This is a genomic window from Methylobacterium bullatum (assembly GCF_014845095.1).
Taxonomy (GTDB): Bacteria; Pseudomonadota; Alphaproteobacteria; order Rhizobiales; family Beijerinckiaceae; genus Methylobacterium; species Methylobacterium bullatum.
Genome location: NZ_NKUG01000047.1, coordinates 28,063 through 51,718, shown reverse-complemented (window position 1 = coordinate 51,718; position 23,656 = coordinate 28,063). Strand labels below are relative to the sequence as shown.

The window sequence follows — 23,656 nt, the reverse complement described above, 5'->3', positions numbered from 1 at the left end:
GCCACGCGACCGTGACCCCTCCTCACACGAGTGTCGTGCGCGGCCCCTATGCTGTCGGCGGACCGGAGAATGAACCCATGGACGAGAAACGCTGCATCCTCATCGGCGTGCCGGTCCAGGAGGGGACGAGCCGGCTGGGCTGCGACATGGGCCCGAGCGCCTACCGGGCCGCCGGTTTGTGCGGCGCCCTCACCGCCCTCGGCCTGGTGGTGGAGGATCGCGGGAACATCGCCCCTCCCCCCGGCGAGGCCGTCGCCCATCCCAATCCGAGCGTGACCAACCTCTCCGACTTCGCGCGCTGGACGTCGGCGCTCAGCGAGGCCGCCTATCGGGCCGGGGGCGAGGGCCTGCCGATCTTCCTCGGCGGCGATCACAGCCTCTCGGCCGGTACGATCTCGGGCATGAGCCGGCGGGCGGCCGAGGAGGGAAGCGAGTTGCACGTGCTCTGGCTCGACGCGCATCCCGATCTCCACACCCTGGAGACGACGACGAGCGGCAATCTCCACGGCGTGCCCATGGCCTATGCTCTCGGCCTCAAGGGGTTCGGCCCCTACCTGCCGCCGCCCGTGGCGCCGGTGAAACCGCGCAACGTCTGCACGATCGGCCTGCGCAGCGTCGATCCGGCGGAGCGGCGGACGATCCGCGAGGCCGGGATCACCGTGCACGACATGCGCGCCATCGACGAGTTCGGCATCGGCATCCTGCTCAAAGCCTTCCTCGAACGGGTGGCCGCCGCCGGCGGATGGCTGCATGTGAGCCTCGACGTGGATTTTCTCGATCCCGGCATCGCGCCGGGCGTCGGCACCACGGTTCCGGGCGGGGCGACCTTCCGCGAGGCGCATCTCGCCATGGAGATGCTGCACGACAGCGGCCTCGTCCGCAGCCTCGACCTCGTGGAGCTCAACCCCTTCCTCGACGAGCGCGGCCGCACCGCGATCCTGATGACGGATCTCGCCGCCAGCCTGATGGGACGCAGCGTCCTCGACCGGCCGACGCGGAGTTTTTGACCGACGGGGTTCACACCACTCCTCGGACAGGCGGAGCGCGTCCCTCTCCCCCTTGTGGGCTACTCGCTCTATCCAACCGGGGTTCGACATGAGGCGCGACGGGCTTCCTCTCCTTCCAGGAGAGGGGACCCGAGGTGCCCGCCAGATGGGTGAATATCGGCGGCCGATTTGGATCGGCGTCGCGCAGGGCGAACGAAACGGCGTTCAGAGCCGGTCGCGGGCGCTGGTCAGGAATGCGCGCAGGTCCTGCGCGGTGGGGAAGTAGATGTCGGCGTCCGTCTCCTTCCACAGCTGCTTCAGCGTCTCGTCGGAGGCTTCGAGGAGGGCGCGGTCGATGAATTGCCGCAGGCGGACGCGCTCCTCGCCGCGGAAGAGGTTGAGAACGAAATCGTACATCTCGTCGAGCGTCGGCGCGCCGCCACCGATGTCCAGCATGAACCAACGGCCGAAGGCCAGGAATTCCGGGGACGCCTGCATGTCAATCTCCGTCGTTGCGCCGGTGTGTCGGTGACATCGCTGCTCCCTGAGATCCTCCATCGCCCGTTTTGGCAATTGCACGACCGGGCGGGCTAGCGCCTCCGGTCTCGATCACGTCCGCGAAGCGCGAACAATGCGCTCAGAGCCGGTCGCGGGCGCCGGTCAGGAATGCGCGCAGATCCTGCGCGGTGGGGAAGTAGATGTCGGCTTCCGTCTTGTTCCAAAGTTGCTCCAACGTCGCGTCGGACGCCTCGCGGAGGGCACGGTCGATGAATTGCCGCAGCCGGACGCGCTCCTCGCCTTGAAAACGTCTGAGACCGAAGTCGTACATCTCCTCAAGCGTCGGCGCGATGCGATCGATGTCCTGTATGTACCAGCGTGCAAAGGTCAGAAATTCCGGGGAGGCCTGCATGTCAATCTCCGTCGTTTCGCGGATAAGCAGTATGGATGCGATATCCGCGGGGACTGCCCGGATCGTGAACGATATACATTCCGACACCGTAGGTCGTACGCAGATACGGCTCGAGCTGCCCCGCCGTATAGGCTTCCCGCCCGGTTCTGTATCCGAAGCGGGATTTTATGAATGCATCGTCCCTTTTACCGGTCGCGACGTCGTCAACCTCCGAAGCATTCTGTTCCAAGGTGCGATTGACGAGATCGTTCGCAGTCTCAATGGATTCGAAAGAACCATCTCGCCGCAAGCCGTAGGTTACAACGGGGAATGTTCGTTTGCTGGCCTGGATGCGAGCTAGCAGTTGTGCATCTGTTTTACCGACATGCTCGCGAAGCGTATGGCCGCCGCGCACCTCTTCTTCGGAGATCTCGACCGTGTACCGACGGTTGAGGTCATCCGAGACGTAGACGATCCGCGCATCGTCACCGGAATCATATCCGTCGCCCGCACCGCCGTCCGTCCATTGGCCGCCGTCCGGATGTCCGGCCGGCACGCGGGGTTGATCGGCGTGCTACGCACGGAGCGACAGACGCAACCGCTGAAACGCGACCTGAACACGGCACGACGTGATCAGCCATCTCGCCCGCAGAAGGGCCGTTGCGCTCGACGACATCGGATTCACCCCCTAGATCAAGCTATTATACCTATAAGGGAATAATAGCTTGATCTTGATCACGAAACAGGGGCGCTGAGACGCGAAACGCCGGAGCCCCTGTCGAGGCCCCGGCGTCGCGCATTGTCCGAAAGGCCGGGCGAGCGCGCCCGGCCGGCCTGCTCTCAGAGCGAGTAGTACATCGTGAATTCGACCGGATGCGGGGTCATCTCGTAGCGCATCACTTCCGTCATCTTCAGTTCGATGAAGGAGTCGATCTGGTCGTCCGAGAACACGCCGCCGGCCTTGAGGAAGGCGCGGTCGCGGTCGAGGTTGGTGAGCGCCTCACGCAGGCTGCCGCAGACGGTGGGGATCTTCTTCAGCTCGCGCGGGGGCAGGTCGTAGAGATCCTTGTCCATGGCCGGGCCCGGATCGATCTTGTTGATGATGCCGTCCAGGCCGGCCATCAGCAGGGCCGAGAAGGCGAGGTAGGGGTTCGCCATCGGGTCGGGGAAGCGGACCTCGACGCGCTTGGCCTTCGGGTTCGTCGTCCACGGAATACGACAGGAGGCCGAGCGGTTGCGGGCCGAGTAGGCCAGCAGCACGGGGGCCTCGTAGCCGGGCACCAGGCGCTTGTAGGAGTTGGTGGACGGGTTGGTGAAGGCGTTCAGCGCCTTGGCGTGCTTGATGATGCCGCCGATGTACCAGAGGCATTCCTGGCTGAGATCGGCATACTTGTCGCCGGCGAAGATCGGCTTGCCGTCCTTCCAGATCGACTGGTGCACGTGCATGCCCGAGCCGTTGTCGCCGAAGACGGGCTTGGGCATGAAGGTCGCGGTCTTGCCGTAGCTCTGGGCCACGTTGTGGATCGCGTATTTGTAGATCTGCATATGGTCGGCGAGCAGGGTCAGCGTGTCGAACTTCATGCCGAGCTCGTGCTGGGCGCTCGCCACCTCGTGGTGGTGCTTCTCGACCTTGACGCCCATGGACTGCATGGCGGCCAGCATCTCGCCGCGCATGTCCTGCGCCGAATCCTGCGGCGGCACCGGGAAATAGCCGCCCTTGGTGGCGACGCGGTGGCCGAGGTTGCCGCCCTCGTAATCGGTGAAGCCGTTGGTGGGCAGTTCCACCGAATCGAGCTGGAAGCCGGTATGGTACGGGTCGGAGCCGAACTTCACGTCGTCGAACACGAAGAACTCGGCCTCGGGGCCGACATAGATCGTGTCGCCGATGCCGGTGGACTTGAGGAACGCCTCGGCGAGCTTGGCGGTGCTGCGCGGATCGCGCGAATACGGCAGGCCGGACGAGGGCTCGAGCACGTCGCAGACGATCGACATGGTGGAGGCCGAGAAGAACGGGTCCATGCAGGCGGTCGCCGGGTCGGGCATCAGCAGCATGTCGGATTCGTTGATCGCCTTCCAGCCGGCGATCGACGAGCCGTCGAACATCGTGCCTTCGGCAAAGATTTCCTCATCGACGAGGGACACGTCGAACGTGACGTGCTGCCACTTGCCCCGGGGATCGGTGAAGCGGAAATCGACGTACTTGACGTCGTTGTCCTTGATGTCCTTGAGGACCTGATCGGCGGTCTTTGCCATCCCTGTGTCTCCTTCGAGGCTCGGCCTGTTTCGGCCGTGGTTTTGCCGCACCACGCGGTGGCGTGCCGCGGATTGGGAAGGGGCGTGCGCGAAGGGACTTAGCTTCTGGTGCGGCGCGAGGCTAGAGCCGTGCGCCACCGTATCGTGACAGGTCGACGCCTTCGCACCCCGTCATGCCGTCGGATCCTTGCCGTCAGATCCTTGCCGCCCGACCATCGCCGCCGGCCGGCCGATGCCGTGCCGGGAGGACGCGTCAGATGGCGTCGGTGCCGGTCTCGCCGGTGCGGATGCGGATCGCTTCCTCGATGGTCGAGACGAAGATCTTGCCGTCGCCGATGCGTCCGGTCTGGGCCGACTTGCGGATGGCTTCCACGGCACCCTCCACCAGGGCGTCGGAGAGGACGATCTCGAGCTTCACCTTGGGCAGGAAGTCGACCACGTATTCGGCGCCGCGATAGAGCTCGGTATGGCCCTTCTGCCGGCCGAACCCCTTGGCTTCGATCACGGTGATGCCCTGAAGGCCGACCTCTTGCAGGGCCTCCTTCACCTCGTCCAGCTTGAATGGCTTGATGATCGCTTCGATCTTCTTCATGCCGAACGGGCCTGACCTGAATGCTGCTCCGGGTCCTTTTCCTACCATCGCGGCTCGGCCTTCGCCACGCCGTTTTCCCGGAGACGGGTGTTAAATTGCCTATTCGGTAGGCATTGAATGCAAATCGTTTCAGCCACGACCGCTTTGCGCCTGAAATAGCGGCGCGGCATGAGCGGTGCGCAGGCATGGTCACACGAGACAAGGCGAAAGTTCGCAATGCCGTCACACCGTCTCATCACCGTCGACGCGATGCGCAGGATGGACGCCGCCGCCATAGCGGCGGGCGTTCCGGGAATCGAGCTGATGCGCCGGGCGGGCGCCGCCGTGGCCGCCAGGGCCGCCGCGATGGTGGCCGCGCCCTCCCGCATCCTCGTCCTCTGCGGACCCGGCAACAACGGTGGGGACGGTCTCGTCGCCGCCCGTCTCCTCGAACGGAACGGCTACGCGGTCGACCTCGTCTGCACCGTGCCGGTGGACAGCCTGACGGGTGATGCCGCCCTGGCGGCGGCGGAATGGCAGGGGGTGGTGCTCACCGAGGCCGATCCGGCGGGCGCCGCCCTCGTCATCGACGCCCTGTTCGGGGCGGGCCTGTCCCGCGACCTCGACGGCGCGGCGAAGGCCATGGTCGAGCGGGTCGCCGCCACAGACGTCCCGGTCCTCGCCGTCGATATTCCGAGCGGGATCGACGGCGATACGGGCGCTTTACGCGGGGTGGCGCTCAGGGCGCGCGAGACGGTCACCTTCGTCGCGCTCAAGCCGGGCCACCTGCTGCAGCCGGGCCGCGCCCATTGCGGCCAACTCCATGTGGCCGATATCGGCATCGGCGATTCCGCCCTCGAACAAGGGCTGGCCGGCATGCCGAGGGTCTGGCGCAACGAGCCGGATCTCTGGGGGCACGACTTCCCGAGGCTCGACGCCGTCAGCCACAAATACACCAGGGGGCATGTGCTGGCCCTGTCCGGTCCCGCCTTCAAGACCGGGGCGATCCGCCTCGCCGCGCGGGCGGCGTTGCGGGTCGGGGCCGGCCTCGTCACCATCGCCTCCCCCACCGCCGCGATGCCCGAGAACGCCGCGCATCTCACCGCGATCATGCTGACCCCGTGCGAGACCGCCGACGACCTCGACGATCTCCTCGTGGACGAGCGCCTCAACGTCATCCTCGCCGGCCCCGGCCTGGGGAGCGGCGAGGCGACCCGCGAGCGTGTCGCCGTGGCGGCCGGAATCGGGCGAAGCCTCGTCCTCGATGCCGACGCGCTCACGAGCTTCAAGGGCCAAGTCGACGAATTGGCGAGCCTCATCGCGGATGGCGGGGGCCAAGCGGTGCTGACCCCGCATTCCGGTGAGTTCGGCCGCCTCTTCGCCGATACGGCCGCTATCGACCCGACGGCGAGCAAACTCGAACGTGCCCTGAGGGCGGCCTCCCTCGCCGGGGCGGTGGTGGTGCTGAAGGGCGCCGACACCATCGTCGCCGCGCCCGACGGACGCGCCGCCATCAACGATCACGCCACCCCCTATCTCGGCACCGCCGGCTCGGGCGACGTCCTCGCCGGCCTCGTCGCCGGCCTGCTGGCGCAGGGCATGCCGCCCTTCGAGGCCGCCTGCGCGGCGGTTTGGCTCCATGGCGATGCCGGGTTGCGGCACGGGCCGGGGCTCATCGCCGAGGATCTGCCGGAGATGATGCCGAGGGTCCTCGCCGGCCTGCTGTGACGGCGGAGCGACTTGGCAAGGGGGGCGATCCCGCTCGTCCGGATCGACGACCCCCTTTGTCCCTCTGCGGACGGACCGCTCGGGGGCGAAAGGGCTTTATCAATGAATCTAAAATAAATAGGGCGGGGGCGCAGCTCTTACCCTTTGGAAATGCCGCATGTCGACCTTTTATTTTACGTATAATGGCGATTATAATCCTCTAGATAAAGTAGATATACTGCAGGATGGGTCTTCCGCGACGGATGGACCAAGCGGCGTTCATGCTTTTGGACCCGAAGATGGATTCAACTTCATCTTCAATAATACTTCTAACCTTGTTAGCGGTGGAAATTTATTTATCGATGCTAACAGAATGAGTGGAGATAGCGTTGGATACGTGATGGGCGGGACCGAATACTCTGTCTCGGCCGATATGTCCAACAACACGGCGTCGGTCTATCTGGAGGGCGGTGATTTCGGCGATATCCTGCGGGCAGGCTCCGACGCCGACACCCTGAAGGGAGGAAATGGCAACGACGTGCTGGAAGGCGGCGCGGGCGCCGATACGATCCGAGGCGGCCTGGGTATCGATACGGCGAGCTACGAGCATGCCACCGGCAGGGTCTACGCCAGCCTGGAAGCGCAGATGGGTTATGAAGGCGATGCCAGCCAGGACACACTCATCGACATCGAAAACCTGACCGGGAGTACCTTCGACGATTCGCTGGTCGGAGACGACAACGACAACACCCTTCGCGGCAATGGCGGCGAGGACGACATCGCCGGTCGGGGTGGTGACGACCGGATCGTCCTGTCTTCGACGCCTCTCTCCATCAGCGGTGGCGACGACAAGGACGTGCTCATCGTAACGGGGGGCGGCACCGTCAGTCTCATCGAGAGAACGTTCTCCGGCATCGAGACCGTGTATGTCCGCAACGACACCCATCTCGATATGACCAACGTGCTGGCCGGGAACAAGATCGTCTCGCAATCGACCTCGGGCCACGCCGTCGAGATCGTCGGCACGTCGGGCAACGACACGATCAAGGGCGGCAAGGGTGGTGACACGATCGACGGCGGCCTAGGCAACGACACGATCAGGGCCGGCACGGGTGGGGACACGATCGACGGTGGTATCGGCAGCGATAAGCTCTTCGCGGGCACGGGTGCCGACAGCTTCCGGTTCCAGGCCGGCTTCGGCCGCGACAACCTCTACGGCCTGGACCTGAACGCCGATCACATCGTCGTCGACATCGCCGGTGTCGATGCCAGAGATATCGTGCTCAGCTCCATGAGCGGCGGCCGCCATACGCTGGTGACGTTCGAGGGCGTGGAGGCCGGCAACAAGATCATCCTGCACGACATGAACGTCGACGATGTCCGTGACGTTCAGAGCGAGCTGTTCATGTTCGGCGCCTGAGGGGCTGTGGATTGGATGTCTCGGCGCGCAGCCGCTCATCCCAGCAGACCACCTCCGGATGAGGTGACGTCTTGGGGAAACCACTCGGACGGGCTCCGAGCAGGTCGGCGGAGGCCGTAAAAAGGCGGCCCTTCGTCCCTCAGGTCACCTCGAAGCTCGTCCACAGCCCGGTGTCGAACCGCTCCAGCACCGTGGAGCCGATGACCCAGCGGCCGGGATTGTCCGCCTTGAAGGCGATCCGGGCCGTGCGTCCCTCGAGCAGCTGGAACGTGTCGAGCCAATAGGGCTCCCAGCCGTCGTCGAGGGGGTGAAGCAGCCGGAAGGCGTGGCCGTGAAGGTGCAGGGCCTGCGGGAAGGCGGTGTCGTTCCGGATGGCGAGCACCACCACCTGGCCGCGCTTCACCGTGAAGGAGGGAGCCACGCCGGAGGCGCCCGTGATGCCGTTGATGGCCCAGACCCGGTTCGGGTCACCCGAATAGGCCGGTTCGGCGTTGGGCTTGTCCTTGTCGAGCTTGGCGCCGCCGGTGATCGCGATGTCGCGGCGGACGGCGTTCTGCAGCTTGACCTCGGCGGGCAGGAGCTTGTTCTCGCCCACCGGCGCGATCGGCGCACGCTTCTCCGTCACCGGCTGGCCCTTGGCGGTGAGGGTCGCCAGGACGAGGCCGTTGCCCACCAGGGCATTGACGGTGACGCTGGCGCCGGCCTCCGCCGGCATGTCGAGCATCAGGTCGTAGCGGGTGCCGGGGGGGAAGGGCAGCGTCGCGCGCAGGGGCTCGAACGTGTCGGTGGGCTGGCCGTCCACCGCCACCACGTAGACCTTGCCGCCCTCGAACCGGATGCGGGTTCCGCGCGCGTTGCAGACATTGCCGAGCCGCAGGCGGATGCGCGATCCCGGACGGGCCTCGATCGCCTCGGGGACCGGCTTGCCGTTGATGGTGACGAGGTTGCCGAGGCGCCCGGAGGCCGCGGCGAAGGCGGCCTGCCCGAACGGCATCAGCGCACCGTTCTCCTCCAGCCGCCAATCCTGCATCAGCAGCGCGAGGTCCTGGTCGAGGGAGGGCGGCGCGGTCTCCTCGACGATCAATGCACCGGCGAGGCCCCGCCCCGAGGGTTCGCTCGAACCGCCCACGACGAGGGGCCGGATCAGGAACGTGCCCGCATCCGGCGGGACGAAGGAGTAGGTGAAGTCCGCCCCCGGAGCGATGGGCGGCTGGGTCACGCCGCCGACGCCGTCCATGGCGTTCTGGTTGCGGACCCCGTGCCAGTGGAGGGAGAGCGGCTTGTCCGTCTTGTTCTCGACGCGCAGGCGGACGGTCTCGCCGAGCTTCGCCCGGATGACGGGGAGGCTCGCCTTGCCGTCGAAGGTCCAGACCGGCGTCTCGGCGGCGGGCTCGGGCTTCAGGCGGTTCGCCCCCGGCCCGGCGACGAGCGCGCGCGGCTCTGCTAACGGTTCCATCGGCTTTGCCGGTGCGGGCGCCGGCTTGGGTGCGGCTTTCCCCGGCCCCGTCTGCGCCTCCGCGACCGTGATGAAAGCCGGTCCGGCAAGGCCGAGGGCCGCCGCCCGGCCGATCAGGGAACGGCGGGACAGGCCGCCGGTCTCCGAGGGGGAACGGCCATTCTTCGGGTCGGAACTCGGCATGTCACCTCGGACGGAAGTCGATGGACGGGCGGTCGCATCCGCCCCGCCGGCATGCTTGTAGACGGCGCTCCCGCGCGGCGCCAACCGCCGCCGCGCGCCCGATGGACGACGTCTTATTTTTTTGCTGCGGACTTGCGCGCGCATGCTATAGGACCGCGCTCTGGCGGCTGAAAAGGCGCGCCGGGCGTTGGCGCTTGCGGGCGTGGCGGAACTGGTAGACGCGCTGGATTTAGGTTCCAGTGTCGCAAGACGTGGGGGTTCGAGCCCCTCCGCCCGCACCAGCCTCCGCCGTCGGGAACGGATTGGCTCACAGCGATGGCCGGCCCGCTCTGCCGCTCGGAGTCGGCCTCCGGTCGGGCGCGCTTCGTCAAACGCCGCCTGTGGTGTCACGCCCTGACGGCGGTGCCACGCGAGAATTTTTGACCGATCACACGGACGACAGCGGGAAGACGACGATGCAGGTGACCGAGACACTCTCCCAGGGTCTGAAGCGCGAGTTCCAGGTGCTTCTGGCCGCCAAGGAGCTCGAAGAGCGCCTGACGACCGAGCTGTCCACCCTCAAGGACAAGGCCCAGATCAAGGGCTTCCGCCCCGGCAAGGTGCCGGTGGCCCATCTGCGCAAGCTCTACGGCCGCTCGGTGATGGCCGACGTGCTGCAGAACGCGGTCAACGAGGCCAACCAGAAGATCGTCACCGACAACAACCTGAAGCTCGCCCTCGAGCCGAAGATCGAATTCCCCGGCGAGGCCTCGATCGTCGACCGGGCGCTCGAAGCCAAGGACGACGTGTCCTTCAACGTCGCCCTCGAAGTGCTGCCGAGCTTCGAGCTCGCCGACCTGTCCGACGTCACCCTGACGAAGCAGGTGGCCAAGCCCAGCGACGAGGAAGTCGACGAGGCCATCACCCGCATGGCCTCCTCCAACCGCGCCTTCACCCCGAAGGACGAGGGCGCCGAGGCTGCCACCGGCGACCGCGTCACCATCGACTTCGTCGGCAAGATCGACGGCGTCGAGTTCGACGGCGGCAAGGGCGAGGGTGTCGATCTGGAACTCGGCTCGGGCTCGTTCATCCCCGGCTTCGAGGACCAGCTGGTCGGCGCCAAGGTCGGCCAGTCCCTGGTCGTGAAGTCCACCTTCCCCGAGGCCTACGGTGCCGAGCACCTGGCCGGCAAGGACGCCGAGTTCGACGTGACCGTCACGGCGATCCAGGCTCCGGGCGAGACCAAGATCGACGACGAGCTCGCCAAGGGCTTCGGCATGGAATCGCTGGAGAAGCTGAAGGAGGCCGTCGCCGGCGCCCTCGGCGGCGATTTCGAGGCCCAGTCGCGCCGCAAGCTCAAGAAGGAGCTCCTCGACGCCCTGGACGGCAAATACGCCTTCGAGCTGCCCCCGAGCCTCGTCCACCAGGAATTCGCCGCCGTGTGGGCACAGGTCGAGCAGGATCTGAAGACCCGCGGCAAGACCTTCGAGGACGAGGGAACCACCGAGGAAAAGGCCACCGCCGAGTACCGCAAGATCGCCGAGCGGCGCGTCCGTCTCGGCTTGGTGCTTGCGCAGGTGGGCGAGACCGCCGATATCAAGGTCAGCGACGACGAGGTGAACCAGGCCCTGATCGCCCGTGTCCGGCAGTATCCCGGGCAGGAGCAGCAGGTCTGGGACTTCTACCGGAAGAACGCACAGGCCCTGGCCGAGCTTCGCGCACCCCTGTTCGAGGAGAAGGTCGTCGACCATGTCCTCGCTCAGGTGAAGCTGGTCGAAGAGCCCGTCTCGAAGGATGCTTTGTTCGCCGATGAGGATGCCGATGCGGCCAGCGCCGAATCGACCGAGTCGAAGGCGGACGAATCCCAGGCTCCTTCGGGCGACGATCTGCCGGCCGTCGCCAAGGTCGATTGAGCTCGAGGCTCCCAAAAGGGCGGCGGGCTTGGATGTAAAGGCGGCGTTCACCGCCGCCGTAGTTCGCTGACACGTCCGGCCCGCGCCCTGATTCGCGCGGCCGGACCCCTTGAAGCCTGGGGCACGAGAATGATGAGAGATCCGGTCGACTATTATAACAGCGCACTCGTTCCCATGGTGGTCGAGCAGTCGAGCCGCGGCGAGCGCGCGTTCGACATCTATTCCCGCCTGCTGCGTGAGCGGATCATCTTCCTCACCGGCCCGGTCGAGGATTACGGCGCCTCGCTGATCGTGGCGCAGCTGCTGTTCCTCGAAGCCGAGAACCCGAAGAAGGAAATTTCCTTCTACATCAACTCGCCCGGTGGCGTGGTGACCTCGGGCCTGTCGATCTACGACACGATGCAGTTCATCCGCTGCCCGGTGACGACCCTCTGCGTCGGCCAGGCCGCCTCGATGGGATCGCTGCTGCTCACCGCCGGCGAGCCCGGCCATCGCTTCGCGCTGCCGAACGCCCGCATCATGGTCCACCAGCCCTCCGGCGGGTTCCAGGGCCAGGCGACGGACATCCTGATCCATGCCCGCGAGATCGAAGCGCTGAAGAAGCGCCTCAACGAGATCTACGTGAAGCATACCGGGCGCGACTACGACACCATCGTCCAGGCGCTCGAGCGCGACAATTTCATGACCGCCGACGCGGCCAAGGAATTCGGCCTGATCGACGAAGTGATCCAGAAGCGTCCCGAGCCGGCCGCCGCCTGATTTCGACCGCGCCGTGGCCGCCTGGCGGCCCCGGCGCGTCCTTTAGAGGCGGGCCGCGCGTGCGGCTTTGCCTTGATCCCGTCGCGGCAGCATGCTTGCATCGCGAGTCTGACCTACCGGCAGAAAGCGCGCAGGTGACTGTTTCTTTAGGCGGGCGCCCTTAGATCTTAAAAGATGCGCGTGCGCCCCGGGGCTGGCGTCGCACCCGCGAACGGAGACCGACATGAGCAAGACTGGCGGCAACGACTCGAAGAGCACGCTGTACTGCTCGTTTTGCGGCAAGAGCCAGCACGAGGTCCGCAAGCTGATCGCGGGCCCGACGGTGTTCATCTGCGACGAGTGTGTCGAACTGTGCATGGACATCATCCGCGAGGAATCGAAGTCCTCCCTGGTGAAATCGCGTGACGGCGTGCCCACGCCGAAGGAGATCCGCCGCGTTCTGGACGATTACGTTATCGGCCAGGATTTCGCGAAGAAGGTTCTCTCCGTCGCGGTCCACAACCATTACAAGCGCCTCGCCCACGCCTCGAAGCACAACGACGTCGAGCTGGCGAAGTCCAACATCATGCTGATCGGGCCGACCGGTTCGGGCAAGACCCTGCTCGCGCAGACCCTGGCCCGCATCCTCGACGTGCCCTTCACCATGGCCGACGCGACGACGCTGACCGAGGCCGGCTATGTCGGCGAGGACGTCGAGAACATCATCCTCAAGCTGCTCCAGGCCTCCGACTACAACGTCGAGCGGGCGCAGCGCGGCATCGTCTACATCGACGAGATCGACAAGATCTCTCGCAAGTCCGACAACCCGTCGATCACCCGCGACGTGTCGGGCGAAGGCGTGCAGCAGGCCCTCCTCAAGATCATGGAAGGCACCGTCGCCTCCGTGCCTCCGCAGGGCGGCCGCAAGCACCCGCAGCAGGAATTCCTGCAGGTCGACACCACCAACATCCTCTTCATCTGCGGCGGCGCCTTCGCCGGCCTGGAGCGGATCATCTCGGCGCGCGGCAAGGGCACCTCGATCGGCTTCGGCGCCACCGTCCAGGCTCCGGACGACCGCCGCACCGGCGAGATCTTCCGCAATGTCGAGCCCGAGGACCTGTTGAAGTTCGGCCTGATCCCGGAATTCGTCGGCCGTCTGCCCGTGCTGGCGACGCTGGAGGACCTCGACGAGACCGCGCTCAAGCGCATCCTGCAGGAGCCCAAGAACGCGCTCGTCAAGCAGTACCAGCGCCTGTTCGAGATGGAGAATGTCGACCTCACCTTCCAGGACGAGGCGCTCTCCATGGTGGCCCGCAAGGCCATCGAGCGGAAGACCGGCGCCCGTGGTCTGCGCTCGATCCTCGAGACCATCCTGCTCGAGACGATGTACGACCTGCCCGGCCTCGAATCCGTGGAGCAGGTGGTGATCGGTCCGGAAGTGGTGGAGGGCAAGTCGCGCCCCCTCTACATCCACGGCGACCGCAACAAGGACGTTCCGGCGAGCGTCAGCGCCTGAGGGTGCGACTCGGCGGCCGAGGTTAGCCGCCGAAACGGTCCGGGGAGAATTCTTGAAAAAGTCCTCCCCGGCTTCCATCTGAATTGTCAGACGCGACGGCCGCACGCTCACCTTCTGAGGTGCGGTGTCCGCCTCCAGCCTCACAGTTCAACGATGTCCCCGACCCCGCGATGCGGCCTGGTCGGCCCGTGGCAGGATGCTTGCTCATTTCGAGGAGCTAGAGCCCGGAGTCCATCAAGAGGAAGTCCGACATGTCCCAATCGAAATCTCGCCAGCCGGTCGTTCCGGGTTCGACGGGCTCCTACGCCGTTCTGCCCTTGCGCGACATCGTCGTCTTCCCGCACATGATCGTGCCGCTCTTCGTCGGCCGCGAGAAGTCGATCCGCGCCCTCGAAGAGGCCGTCCGCACCGACCGCCACATCCTGCTGGCCACCCAGATCAATGCCAGCGACGACGATCCGTCCACCGATGCGATCTACAAGATCGGCACGCTGGCCAGCGTCCTGCAACTGCTGAAGCTGCCCGACGGCACCGTGAAGGTGCTCGTCGAAGGCGCGGGTCGCGCCAGGATCACGAACTTCAACAAATCGGACTCGTTCTACGAGGCCGAGGTCGAGACGCTCACCGACGAGCTCGGAGACCCCGTCGAGGCCGAGGCGCTCGCCCGCTCGGTCATCTCCGAGTTCGAGAACTACGTGAAGCTCAACAAGAAGATCTCGCCCGAGGTCGTCTCCGCTGTCACCCAGATCGACGAGCCCTCGAAGCTCGCCGATACCGTCGGCTCGCATCTCGCGGTCAAGATCGCCGACAAGCAGGCGATCCTCGAAATCCCCACGGTGGCCGAGCGCCTCGAGCGCGTCCTGTCGCTGATGGAGAGCGAGATCTCCGTGCTCCAAGTGGAAAAGCGCATCCGGACCCGCGTGAAGCGGCAGATGGAGAAGACCCAGCGCGAGTACTACCTCAACGAGCAGATGAAGGCGATCCAGAAGGAACTGGGCGATTCCGAGGACGGCAAGGACGAGCTCGCCGAAATCGAGGAGAAGATCGAGAAGACCAAGTTCTCGAAGGAGGCCCGTGAGAAGGCGACGGCCGAGTTGAAGAAGCTCCGCCAGATGTCGCCGATGTCGGCCGAGGCCACCGTCGTGCGCAACTACCTCGACTGGATGCTCGGCATCCCGTGGTCGAAGCGGTCGCGGATCAAGAAGGATCTGCTGGGCGCCCAGACCATGCTCGACCAGGACCATTTCGGTCTTGAGAAGGTCAAGGAGCGCATCGTCGAGTATCTCGCCGTGCAGCAGCGCGCCAACAAGCTCACCGGCCCGATCCTGTGCCTTGTCGGACCTCCCGGCGTCGGCAAGACTTCGCTCGGCAAGTCCATCGCCAAGGCGACCGGCCGCGAATTCGTGCGGATGTCGCTGGGCGGCGTGCGTGACGAGGCCGAGATCCGCGGTCACCGTCGGACCTATATCGGTTCGATGCCCGGCAAGATCGTCCAGTCGATGCGCAAGGCCAAGACCTCGAACCCGCTCATCTTGCTCGACGAGATCGACAAGATGGGCCAGGATTTCCGCGGCGATCCGTCCGCGGCGCTCCTCGAGGTGCTCGACCCGGAGCAGAACGGCACGTTCAACGATCACTACCTCGAGGTCGATTACGACCTCTCGGACGTGATGTTCGTGACCACGGCGAACACGCTCAACATCCCTGCGCCCCTGATGGACCGCATGGAGGTGATCCGTATCGCCGGCTACACCGAGGAAGAGAAACTTCAGATCGCGCGCAAGCACCTCATCCCGGGGGCGGTGAAGAAGCACGGCCTCACGGTCAAGGAATGGGAGATCGACGATTCGGGCGTTCTCATGCTCATCCGCCGTTACACGCGGGAAGCGGGCGTGCGTAACCTGGAGCGCGAGATCTCGAACCTGATCCGTAAGGCGGTGAAGGAGATCCTCATCACCAAGGTGAAGGCCGTCGCCGTCACCGAGGAGAACCTGCCGAATTTCCTCGGTGCGCCGAAGTTCCGCTACGGCGAGATCGACGAGGAGGATCAGGTCGGTGTGGTGACGGGGCTCGCCTGGACCGAGGTCGGCGGCGAGTTGCTGACGATCGAAGGCGTCATGATGCCCGGCAAGGGCAAGATGACGGTCACGGGCAACCTGCGTGACGTGATGAAGGAGTCGATCTCGGCTGCGGCAAGCTATGTCCGCTCCCGGGCCGTCGACTTCGGCATCGAGCCTCCGCTGTTCGAGCGTCGCGACATCCACGTCCACGTTCCCGAAGGGGCGACCCCGAAGGACGGTCCGTCTGCCGGTATCGGCATGGCCACCGCCATCATCTCCACCCTCACCGGCATCCCGGTGAGGAAGGATGTGGCGATGACCGGAGAGGTCACCCTGCGTGGCCGCATCCTGCCAATCGGCGGCCTCAAGGAGAAGTTGCTCGCGGCTCTGCGCGGCGGGATCAAGACCGTCCTCATCCCCGAGGAAAACGCCAAGGACATCGCCGAGGTGCCCGACAGCGTGAAGAACGGGATGGAGATCATCCCGGTCTCGCGGATGGATCAGGTGCTGAAGCACGCCCTCGTGCGGCAGCCGGTGCCGATCGAGTGGGAGGAGCCCCTCCCCTCGCCGCGCCGTCCCGTCGTCGGCGAGGACGAGCCCGCCACCGTGATCGCCCATTAGGCGATAGGGTGCTTTGAAAATGGAAAGGCCCCGGAGTACGCTCCGGGGCCTTTTCTTTGTGGCCCGCTGAGGGTTGCCATCCCGACGATGCTTGGATTAACGATGCGGCGCGCATCGGGCGGTTAGCTCAGTTGGTAGAGCGTCTCCTTTACACGGAGAGGGTCGGCGGTTCGAGCCCGTCACCGCCCACCACGCCTCTTCCCGTTCCCTTGCCCCTCCCCGGCTACAGAGACCAGCGATGACCGCGCGCGGCTTCCCCACACCCTGGCTCGTCGTCGAGAAGGTCGAGAGTTTCTGTATCGAGGATGCGGACGGGGCCGCCGTGGCCTGGACCTACTTTTCCGACGAGGCGGAGAAGCGGGAGGCGACCGGCCTCATGACCCGCGAGGAGGCTTTGCGGATCGCCAGGGCCATCGCGATGATCCCCGAGATGCGCACGATCATCCGCAGCATCCAGGACGGGTTGACCGAGTCGGATCAGCTCACGGATTGAGCCGCGCTGCGAGGACGGATGCGCTTCAGTTTCCTGCGAGGACCAGGGCCCAGAAGCGCTTGTAGCGCGTACCCGGCGCATCGACGCGGGCGATGCCGATCCGCTTCAGCTGAGGCATCAGCATGTTCTTGTTGTGCTCGGACGAATTTTTCCAGCGAGCGAGCACCTCGTCGAAGGTGTTGGAGCCGGCGCTGAGGTTCTCGGCCGCGAAGGAGCGGCCGAATCCCGCCCGCGCCATGCGCGACTCGAAGGTGCCGCCGATCTCGTGGCTGAGCCTGCCGGCCTTGGCATTGGATTCCGCCTGGTAGGAGGCCGCCCTGATCAGGCTGGAATCCAGCACCACCGGGCCGAGGCCGTGCGACGCCCTGTAGCGGGAGATCGCCGCGGCGGCGGCACCCTCGTCCAGGATCACCGGGCTGGTGAGGTTGTCGGCCTCGGGCAGGATCGTCGGCCCGCCGCAGCCGCCGAGCGTCAGTAGGCTCCCCACGAGGACGACGGCGCATAGCCGCGACAGAATGGGAGACATGGAAAAGGGGATCATCGCTCGGTGCCGGTTCGCTGCGCTGCGGTGTCGTCGGCTCCGCCATCCCGGTCCGATGGGGCGAAATCGCGGCGGCGGGACGAACCGGGTCGTTGGACGGGCGGGTGTATCCGATCCGCCACGCGTGGTGTTTGTGCGGATGGATTCAGGCGAAGCTCGAACCCGGCGCCGATCCCGTCAGATCCGCGTTCCGAGCTCCCGGGGCGGCGAACCGCAGCGCCACGCTGTGATACGGTAGTCGGGATGGGTGTCGATCCACCGCGCCAACTGCGGCTGTGCCACGCGGATGCAGCCCCTCGCATCGGCGACATCGAGCGGCAGCCGCTTCGATTCGCAGGTTTCCGGCGCATTCGCCATGCAGGCGGTGAAATACAGGAAGAAGAAGCCTGCCATGGTTCGGACAGCCCATTTCGCGAGTTGCGCTCGGGAAAAGGCTAGGGCGCGAACGTCCCGTGTCGAGTGTATCCCCGGCGCGACCCGTATCGAGGCTGCACGTTCGGTGATTTGGGTTGTGTGAATGGCGCGGGCGACGGGACTCGAACCCGCGACCTCCGGCGTGACAGGCCGGCACTCTAACCAACTGAGCTACGCCCGCGTATCTGGGTAGCTTGGCATTCGGATCGTCCCACATGATGCGGGTCGATGATGGACGTGGCGCGGGCGACGGGACTCGAACCCGCGACCTCCGGCGTGACAGGCCGGCACTCTAACCAACTGAGCTACGCCCGCACGGCGTCCCGCCCCGTTTCCGGCGGTGTCGGGGGTCTAGTTTCCGCACCCCGGCCTGTCAAGCAACCGGACGCCGCATTTCCATGGAAAATCCGGTCACCGTCGTTTCGAGACGGGATCGTGCGGACGGGGAGACGGCTCGACGAGCACGGCCGCCATTGAAACCACGTCTCTTTTCTGTCATACGCCCCCTCGCGTTGAACCGCCCGGCCGATAGGGCTGCCGTGGCGGTTCGTGCTGCTCCATCAGAAGCATCAACCGAGCGCACGCCTTCGACCTGTCCCAGGGTCGGAGGGCATGCGCGTTCAGGAGAGCCAAATGCCCAAGCTGAAAACCAAGTCGGGCGCGAAGAAGCGCTTCAAGATCACCGGCACCGGCAAGGTTATGTATGCCCAGGCCGGCAAGCGCCACGGAATGATCAAGCGGACGACGAAGCAGATCCGCAACCTGCGCGGCACCACCACCCTGTTCGAGGGCGATGCTGCCAACGTGAAGAAGTATTTCCTGCCCAACAGCCGGTAATCCTTCGCCGCAGCCGATACTGTTTTCGTAATCCAGGAGAGAACCCATGGCCCGCGTCAAGCGCGGCGTGACCAGTCACGCAAAGCACAAGAAAGTCCTCAAGGCCGCCCGTGGCTATTACGGCCGGCGCAAGAATACGATCCGGATCGCCAAGCAGGCGGTCGAGAAGGGCATGCAGTATGCCTACCGCGATCGTAAGAACAAGAAGCGCACGTTCCGCGCTCTCTGGATCCAGCGCCTCAACGCCGCTGTCCGCGAGCACGGCCTGACCTATTCGCGCTTCATCAACGGTCTCGCGAAGTCCGGCATCGAGGTGGACCGCAAGGCCCTGTCCGAGCTCGCCATTCACGAGCCGGCCAGCTTCGCGGTGGTGGTGGAGAAGGCCAAGGCCGCTCTCCCGGACCTCGCCAAGGCTGCCTGATCCGTAAGGCTGCCTGAGGCGCGTTCACACGCCCTCTCATTCGTCGATGCGAAAGGCGCGGACCGAAAGGTGCCGCGCCTTCGTTTTTCGCAAAGGATCGTCGGCAGGCGCGCTTGCATTGGCGGCGCTTACCCGCAAAACCGCTCGCGGGGGCCGCACACGATCCGAAGGCCAGATGCCAACCGGTGGTTTGAACCGATGACCGATCTCGAAACCCTCGAAGGCGATCTGCTCGGACAGGTCGGGAGCGCGTCCGACGAGGCCTCCCTCGATGCCGTGCGCGTCGCGGCGCTCGGTAAGAAGGGCTCGATCTCCGACCTGCTGAAGACCCTCGGCAGCATGACGCCGGACGAGCGCAAGGAGCGCGGTCCGCTCATCAACGGCCTGCGCGACAGGGTCCAGGGCGCCATCGCCACGCGGCGCGAGGCACTGGCCGAAGCAGCCCTCGAAGCCCGCCTCGCGGCGGAGCGGATCGACGTGACCCTGCCGGTGCGCGAGGCGCCGGAAGCGCGCGGGCGCATCCATCCGATCAGCCAGGTCATGGACGAGATCACCGCGATCTTCGCCGATATGGGCTTCTCAGTGGCCGAAGGCCCGGACATCGAGACCGACGATTACAACTTCACCGCCCTCAACTTCCCGCCCGGCCATCCGGCGCGCGAGATGCACGACACGTTCTTCCTGGCGCCCGACCGCAACGGCCAGCGCAAGGTGCTGCGCACCCATACGTCTCCGGTCCAGATCCGCACCATGCGGTCCCAGGAGCCGCCGATCCGCGTGATCTGCCCCGGCCGCACCTATCGCCACGATTCCGACCAGACCCACACCCCGATGTTCCATCAGGTCGAGGGGCTGGTGATCGACAAGAGCGCCACCATCGCCAACCTGAAATGGGTGCTGGAGGAGTTCTGCCGCACCTTCTTCGAGGTCGATGCGGTGAAGATGCGGTTCCGGCCGTCCTTCTTCCCCTTCACCGAGCCGTCGGCGGAGGTCGATATCCAGTGTTCGCGCAAAGGCGGCGAGATCCGCTTCGGCGAGGGCACCGACTGGCTCGAAATTCTCGGCTGCGGCATGGTCCATCCGAACGTGCTCAGGAATTGCGGCTACGACCCGGATTTCGTCCAGGGCTTCGCCTTCGGCATGGGCATCGACCGGATCGCGATGCTGAAATACGGCACGCCCGACCTGCGCCCGTTCTTCGAGGCGGATGTGCGATGGCTGGAGCATTACGGCTTCCGCCCGTTGGACATCCCGAGCTTGGTGGCCGGGCTGACGAGTTGATGGGCATGGAGCGATCGATGACCGATCAGGAGATTACCAGACTGGTGTCCGAGGTTCTGCGCGAGCAGGTTCCCGAGGCCGGGTTCCTGGGGGCCGAAGCCGTCTCCAGTTCGGATTTTGACGGAGATCCGGTCATCAAGATCGTCGCTCGTTATCAACGTCGGCCAGATACGAAGCCCGATCCGCTGCTGAATGCCAGCCATATCTTGAGGTCTGCTCTCATCAGCCGAGGAGAGGATCGCTTCATCTTGTTGAAGAACGATGTCGCCAGCGAAAAGCAGACTGAGAGCGATATAGACTGATCCATGGCGTCGATGGTCGATCTCATGTTGGATCAGGCGGAAGCTCTGGTCGAACAGAACCCCCGTAGCGGTGCGGCGAAGCGGCGGGCCGTTAGCTCGGCCTACTATGCGGCTTTCCATGCCCTCATGTGGCTTTGTGCTTCCGAGATGCTGCCCGGCGGCGATACCAACTCCGCTGATTTCGAACGCGTCTATCGCGGCATCGATCATGGCCCGATGAAGAATGCATTCCAGACGAATGGCCCGTTGAAGCAGACGATCGCTCTACGGGACATCGGAACCGACCTGATCCAGCTTCAGGAGGCGCGCATGATTGCGGATTATTCGCCTCCCCGGAGCAACCTGTTCGAGCTGGCCGCGGTCAAGGAACATCTTGATCGGGCAAGAAGTGTCGTCTCGCGCTTAGAGGGTTTGACCGGCCCAGACCGTCAGACCCTAGCCGTTCACCTCCTCTTCCAGGCGAGAAGAAAATGAAATTCACCCTCTCCTGGCTCAAGGAGCACCTCGACACCGACTCGTCTCTGGAGAACATCTCCGAGACGCTGACGCGGATCGGCCTCGAAGTCGAAGGCATCGAGGACAAGGCGGCGGCGCTCGCGCCTTTTGTCGTCGCCCATGTGCTCACGGCCGAACAGCACCCCAACGCCGACCGTTTGCGTGTCTGCACCGTGGATGCCGGCGACGGGCAGCCCGTGCAGGTCGTCTGCGGTGCGCCGAATGCGCGCGCCGGGATGAAGACGGTGTTCGCGCCCCCCGGCACCTACGTGCCCGGTCTCGACAAGACCTTGGCGGTCGGCAACATCCGGGGCGTCGAGAGCCTCGGCATGCTGTGCTCGGGCGCCGAACTCGGCCTCGGCGAGGATTCCAGCGGCATCCTCGATCTTCCAGCGGACGCCCCGACCGGCCAGGCCTACGCGCTCTATGCCGGGCTCGACGATCCGGTCATCGAGATCAACCTCACCCCGAACCGCCCGGATTGTACCTCGATCCACGGCATCGCCCGCGATCTTTCGGCTGCCGGCATCGGCGTGTTGAAGCGCGAGCCGATGCCGCCTGTGCGTGGCGAGGGCGAGTGCCCCGTGCCGGTCGCCCTCGATTTCGAGCCCCTCGATAAGGGATTGTGCCCGTATTTCGCCCTGCGCCTCGTGCGCGGCGTGAAGAACGGCCCCTCCCCCGACTGGATGCAGGCCCGCCTGCGCGCCATCGGCCTCCGCCCGATCAACGCGCTCGTGGACATCACCAATTACCTCACCTTCGATCGCGGACGCCCGCTCCACGTCTTCGACGCGGCCAAGGTGAAGGGCGCTCTCACGGTCCGTCGCGCCCGCGACGGCGAGAGCCTGAAGGCCCTCGACGGCAAGACCTATGCGCTCGATGACGGCATCGTCGTCATCGCCGACGAGAACGGCCCCGAATCCATCGGCGGCATCATCGGCGGCGAGGCCTCCGGCTGCGACGACGGCACCGTGGACGTCATCATCGAATCCGCCCTGTGGGATTCGGCGAACATCGCCCAGAGCGGCCGGCGTCTCGGCATCATCACCGATGCCCGCTACCGCTTCGAGCGCGGCGTCGACCCCGTCTTCGCCCTGCCGGGGCTGGATCTGGCCACCCGCATGGTCGTCGAGATCTGTGGCGGCACGCCGAGCGAGGCGGTGATCGCCGGTGACTTGCCCGAGACCGAGCGTGTCATCGATTTTCCCTGGACCGAGACCCGCCGGCTCGCCGGGATCGAGCTGTCCCGCGCCGAGATGAAGGTGACGCTGGAGACCCTCGGGTTTCACGTGGCCGGCTCGGGCGAGCGGGTGAAGGTTCTCACCCCGTCCTGGCGCCCGGATGTGGAAGGCAAGGCCGATCTCGTGGAGGAGATCATCCGCATCGCCGGCCTCGACCGGATCGAGCCGAAGCCACTGACGCGCGGTGATGCCGCCATCGCCAAGGCGACGCTGACCCCCCTGCAGAAGCGCACGCGTCTCGCCAAGCGGGCGCTGGCCACGCGCGGCCTCGTGGAGGCGGTGACGTGGTCGTTCATCCCGCATGACGACGCCGTCCTGTTCGGCGGCGGCAAGGCGGATCTGGCGCTGGCCAACCCCATCGCCGCCGATCTCTCCGACATGCGCCCGAGCCTGGTGCCCGGCCTGCTCCGGGCGGCCCAGCGCAATGCCGACCGCGGCTACGGCGACGTCGCCCTGTTCGAGGTCGGCCAGTGTTTCGAGACCGACCAGCCCGAGGGCCAGTCGATCCGCGCCACGGCCATTCGCCGGGGAACGGCACGCCACGAGGGCGCCGGCCGCCATTGGGCGGGGGCCGCCGCCACCGTCGATGCGTTCGAGGCCAAGGCCGACGCCCTGGCGCTCCTCACGGCGCTGGGCGTGCCGACCGGCGGCCTCCAGATCGTGGCGGGTGGCCCCGGCTGGCTTCATCCCGGACGCTCCGGCACGATGCAGTTCGGGCCGAAGAACCAGATCGGCTATTTCGGCGAGATCCACCCCCGCGTGATGAAGGCTCTGGACCTGAAGGGCACGCTCGTGGCCTTCGAGATCACCCTGGATACGATCCCCCTGCCGAAATACCGCCCCACCAAGGTGAAGCCCGCGCTGGCCCTCTCCGACTTCCAGCCGATCTCGCGCGACTTCGCCTTCGTCGTCGGGCGCGACGTGGCGGCGGGCGACGTGGTGAAGGCGGCGCAAGCTGCCGAGCGCAAGCTCATCGCCGGGATCGACGTCTTCGACATCTACGAGGGGACGGGCATCCCCGAGGGCGCGAAATCCGTCGCCATCGCGGTGAGGCTCCAACCGGTGGAGCGGACCCTTACCGACACGGAGATCGAGGCCGTGACGGCCAAGATCGTCGCCGAGGTCGCCCGCAAGACCGGCGCGACTTTGAGGGGGTGAGAGCTTGTTTGAGGTGTTTTTCCAAGGCCTTACCTCATCCTGATATGCCGCGTAGCGGCCTCGAAGGAGGGCTCCAGATCACGCACCGGCCTCTGGAGGCCTGCTTCGAGGCCCTTCGCCGGGGCAAAGGCACCTCAGGCTGAGGTTGTCTGCTTCGATGATCGACTCGAGCATGAGCAGC

The 23,656-nt window shown here is 65.8% G+C and carries 22 protein-coding genes and 4 tRNA genes; 16 read left to right on the top strand and 10 right to left on the bottom strand.

Translation table 11 applies throughout. The features are described 5' to 3' along the window. Positions 1-77 precede the first annotated feature (77 nt). The gene (gene rocF, locus MBTS_RS07090; protein WP_192215303.1) at positions 78-1,007 is read left to right on the top strand and encodes an arginase; all 930 of its coding nucleotides are present in this window, start codon (positions 78-80) and stop codon (positions 1,005-1,007) included. Positions 1,008-1,211: 204 nt separating this feature from the next. Here the strand turns inward: rocF and MBTS_RS07085 are convergent, their stop codons facing one another. From MBTS_RS07085 to MBTS_RS07065, 5 genes are all read right to left on the bottom strand, one after another. Beyond that, positions 1,212-1,484 (bottom strand): hypothetical protein, encoded by a 273-nt coding sequence (locus MBTS_RS07085; RefSeq protein ID WP_192215302.1) that lies wholly within the window; start codon positions 1,482-1,484, stop codon positions 1,212-1,214. A gap of 139 nt (positions 1,485-1,623) precedes the next feature. Next, entirely contained in the window at positions 1,624-1,896 is a 273-nt protein-coding gene (locus MBTS_RS07080) for a hypothetical protein (protein ID WP_056146232.1), read from the bottom strand. A gap of 1 nt (position 1,897) precedes the next feature. After that, a complete protein-coding gene (locus tag MBTS_RS07075) occupies positions 1,898-2,431 on the bottom strand; it encodes an RNase A-like domain-containing protein (RefSeq protein WP_238253795.1) in 534 nt (177 codons plus the stop codon). 284 nt (positions 2,432-2,715) lie between these two features. Continuing rightward, the gene (gene glnA, locus MBTS_RS07070) at positions 2,716-4,128 is read right to left on the bottom strand and encodes a type I glutamate--ammonia ligase (RefSeq protein WP_147829587.1); all 1,413 of its coding nucleotides are present in this window, start codon (positions 4,126-4,128) and stop codon (positions 2,716-2,718) included. A gap of 253 nt (positions 4,129-4,381) precedes the next feature. Next, positions 4,382-4,720 (bottom strand): P-II family nitrogen regulator, encoded by a 339-nt coding sequence (locus MBTS_RS07065; protein WP_003600526.1) that lies wholly within the window; start codon positions 4,718-4,720, stop codon positions 4,382-4,384. A gap of 216 nt (positions 4,721-4,936) precedes the next feature. Between MBTS_RS07065 and MBTS_RS07060 the strand changes: the two genes are divergently transcribed. Both MBTS_RS07060 and MBTS_RS23985 read left to right on the top strand, forming a co-directional pair. After that, the gene (locus MBTS_RS07060; protein ID WP_192215301.1) at positions 4,937-6,427 is read left to right on the top strand and encodes an NAD(P)H-hydrate dehydratase; all 1,491 of its coding nucleotides are present in this window, start codon (positions 4,937-4,939) and stop codon (positions 6,425-6,427) included. Positions 6,428-6,584: 157 nt separating this feature from the next. Then, on the top strand, positions 6,585-7,826 hold the full coding sequence (locus tag MBTS_RS23985; protein ID WP_192215300.1) for a calcium-binding protein: 1,242 nt from the start codon (positions 6,585-6,587) through the stop codon (positions 7,824-7,826). A gap of 139 nt (positions 7,827-7,965) precedes the next feature. Here the strand turns inward: MBTS_RS23985 and MBTS_RS07050 are convergent, their stop codons facing one another. Beyond that, complete coding sequence (locus tag MBTS_RS07050; RefSeq protein WP_192215299.1) at positions 7,966-9,465, bottom strand: multicopper oxidase family protein; 1,500 nt, start codon at positions 9,463-9,465, stop codon at positions 7,966-7,968. A gap of 196 nt (positions 9,466-9,661) precedes the next feature. Here MBTS_RS07050 and MBTS_RS07045 point away from each other — a divergent pair. The 7 genes from MBTS_RS07045 to MBTS_RS07015 all read left to right on the top strand — a co-directional run bounded on the left by MBTS_RS07045 (position 9,662) and on the right by MBTS_RS07015 (position 16,785). After that, positions 9,662-9,746: transfer RNA gene (locus MBTS_RS07045), tRNA-Leu, on the top strand. A gap of 174 nt (positions 9,747-9,920) precedes the next feature. Continuing rightward, positions 9,921-11,357 carry a trigger factor gene (gene tig, locus MBTS_RS07040; RefSeq protein WP_056146585.1) on the top strand — a complete coding sequence of 479 codons (1,437 nt, stop codon included), beginning with the start codon at positions 9,921-9,923 and terminating at the stop codon, positions 11,355-11,357. A 132-nt stretch (positions 11,358-11,489) separates the two neighbouring features. After that, positions 11,490-12,116: an ATP-dependent Clp protease proteolytic subunit gene (locus tag MBTS_RS07035; RefSeq protein ID WP_026176059.1), complete on the top strand. Its 627-nt coding sequence runs from the start codon at positions 11,490-11,492 to the stop codon at positions 12,114-12,116. A gap of 223 nt (positions 12,117-12,339) precedes the next feature. Then, positions 12,340-13,611, top strand: coding sequence for an ATP-dependent Clp protease ATP-binding subunit ClpX (gene clpX, locus MBTS_RS07030; RefSeq protein WP_018044550.1), 1,272 nt, complete (start codon positions 12,340-12,342; stop codon positions 13,609-13,611). A 251-nt stretch (positions 13,612-13,862) separates the two neighbouring features. After that, positions 13,863-16,292: an endopeptidase La gene (gene lon, locus MBTS_RS07025; protein WP_018044551.1), complete on the top strand. Its 2,430-nt coding sequence runs from the start codon at positions 13,863-13,865 to the stop codon at positions 16,290-16,292. Positions 16,293-16,408: 116 nt separating this feature from the next. After that, a tRNA-Val gene (locus tag MBTS_RS07020) sits at positions 16,409-16,484 on the top strand. A gap of 46 nt (positions 16,485-16,530) precedes the next feature. After that, positions 16,531-16,785 (top strand): hypothetical protein, encoded by a 255-nt coding sequence (locus MBTS_RS07015; RefSeq protein ID WP_056146214.1) that lies wholly within the window; start codon positions 16,531-16,533, stop codon positions 16,783-16,785. 25 nt (positions 16,786-16,810) lie between these two features. Here MBTS_RS07015 and MBTS_RS07010 read toward each other — a convergent pair whose 3' ends face one another. The 4 genes from MBTS_RS07010 to MBTS_RS06995 all read right to left on the bottom strand — a co-directional run bounded on the left by MBTS_RS07010 (position 16,811) and on the right by MBTS_RS06995 (position 18,055). Further along, positions 16,811-17,311 carry a CAP domain-containing protein gene (locus MBTS_RS07010; protein ID WP_056146582.1) on the bottom strand — a complete coding sequence of 167 codons (501 nt, stop codon included), beginning with the start codon at positions 17,309-17,311 and terminating at the stop codon, positions 16,811-16,813. A 192-nt stretch (positions 17,312-17,503) separates the two neighbouring features. After that, the gene (locus tag MBTS_RS07005; RefSeq protein ID WP_056146211.1) at positions 17,504-17,719 is read right to left on the bottom strand and encodes a hypothetical protein; all 216 of its coding nucleotides are present in this window, start codon (positions 17,717-17,719) and stop codon (positions 17,504-17,506) included. A gap of 125 nt (positions 17,720-17,844) precedes the next feature. Next, positions 17,845-17,921: transfer RNA gene (locus tag MBTS_RS07000), tRNA-Asp, on the bottom strand. Positions 17,922-17,978: 57 nt separating this feature from the next. Next, a tRNA-Asp gene (locus MBTS_RS06995) sits at positions 17,979-18,055 on the bottom strand. A 318-nt stretch (positions 18,056-18,373) separates the two neighbouring features. Between MBTS_RS06995 and rpmI the strand changes: the two genes are divergently transcribed. From rpmI to pheT, 6 genes are all read left to right on the top strand, one after another. Further along, entirely contained in the window at positions 18,374-18,577 is a 204-nt protein-coding gene (rpmI, locus tag MBTS_RS06990) for a 50S ribosomal protein L35 (protein WP_018044555.1), read from the top strand. 46 nt (positions 18,578-18,623) lie between these two features. After that, on the top strand, positions 18,624-18,998 hold the full coding sequence (rplT, locus tag MBTS_RS06985) for a 50S ribosomal protein L20 (RefSeq protein ID WP_018044556.1): 375 nt from the start codon (positions 18,624-18,626) through the stop codon (positions 18,996-18,998). Positions 18,999-19,196: 198 nt separating this feature from the next. Continuing rightward, complete coding sequence (gene pheS, locus MBTS_RS06980; protein WP_018044557.1) at positions 19,197-20,279, top strand: phenylalanine--tRNA ligase subunit alpha; 1,083 nt, start codon at positions 19,197-19,199, stop codon at positions 20,277-20,279. 17 nt (positions 20,280-20,296) lie between these two features. Continuing rightward, a complete protein-coding gene (locus MBTS_RS06975; protein ID WP_147829579.1) occupies positions 20,297-20,581 on the top strand; it encodes a hypothetical protein in 285 nt (94 codons plus the stop codon). A gap of 3 nt (positions 20,582-20,584) precedes the next feature. After that, positions 20,585-21,055, top strand: a complete 471-nt coding sequence (locus MBTS_RS06970; protein ID WP_147829577.1) for a hypothetical protein — start codon at positions 20,585-20,587, stop codon at positions 21,053-21,055. Then, positions 21,052-23,475: a phenylalanine--tRNA ligase subunit beta gene (pheT, locus tag MBTS_RS06965; RefSeq protein WP_192215298.1), complete on the top strand. Its 2,424-nt coding sequence runs from the start codon at positions 21,052-21,054 to the stop codon at positions 23,473-23,475. Before MBTS_RS06970 ends, pheT begins: the two co-directional genes overlap by 4 nt. Positions 23,476-23,656 lie beyond the last annotated feature (181 nt).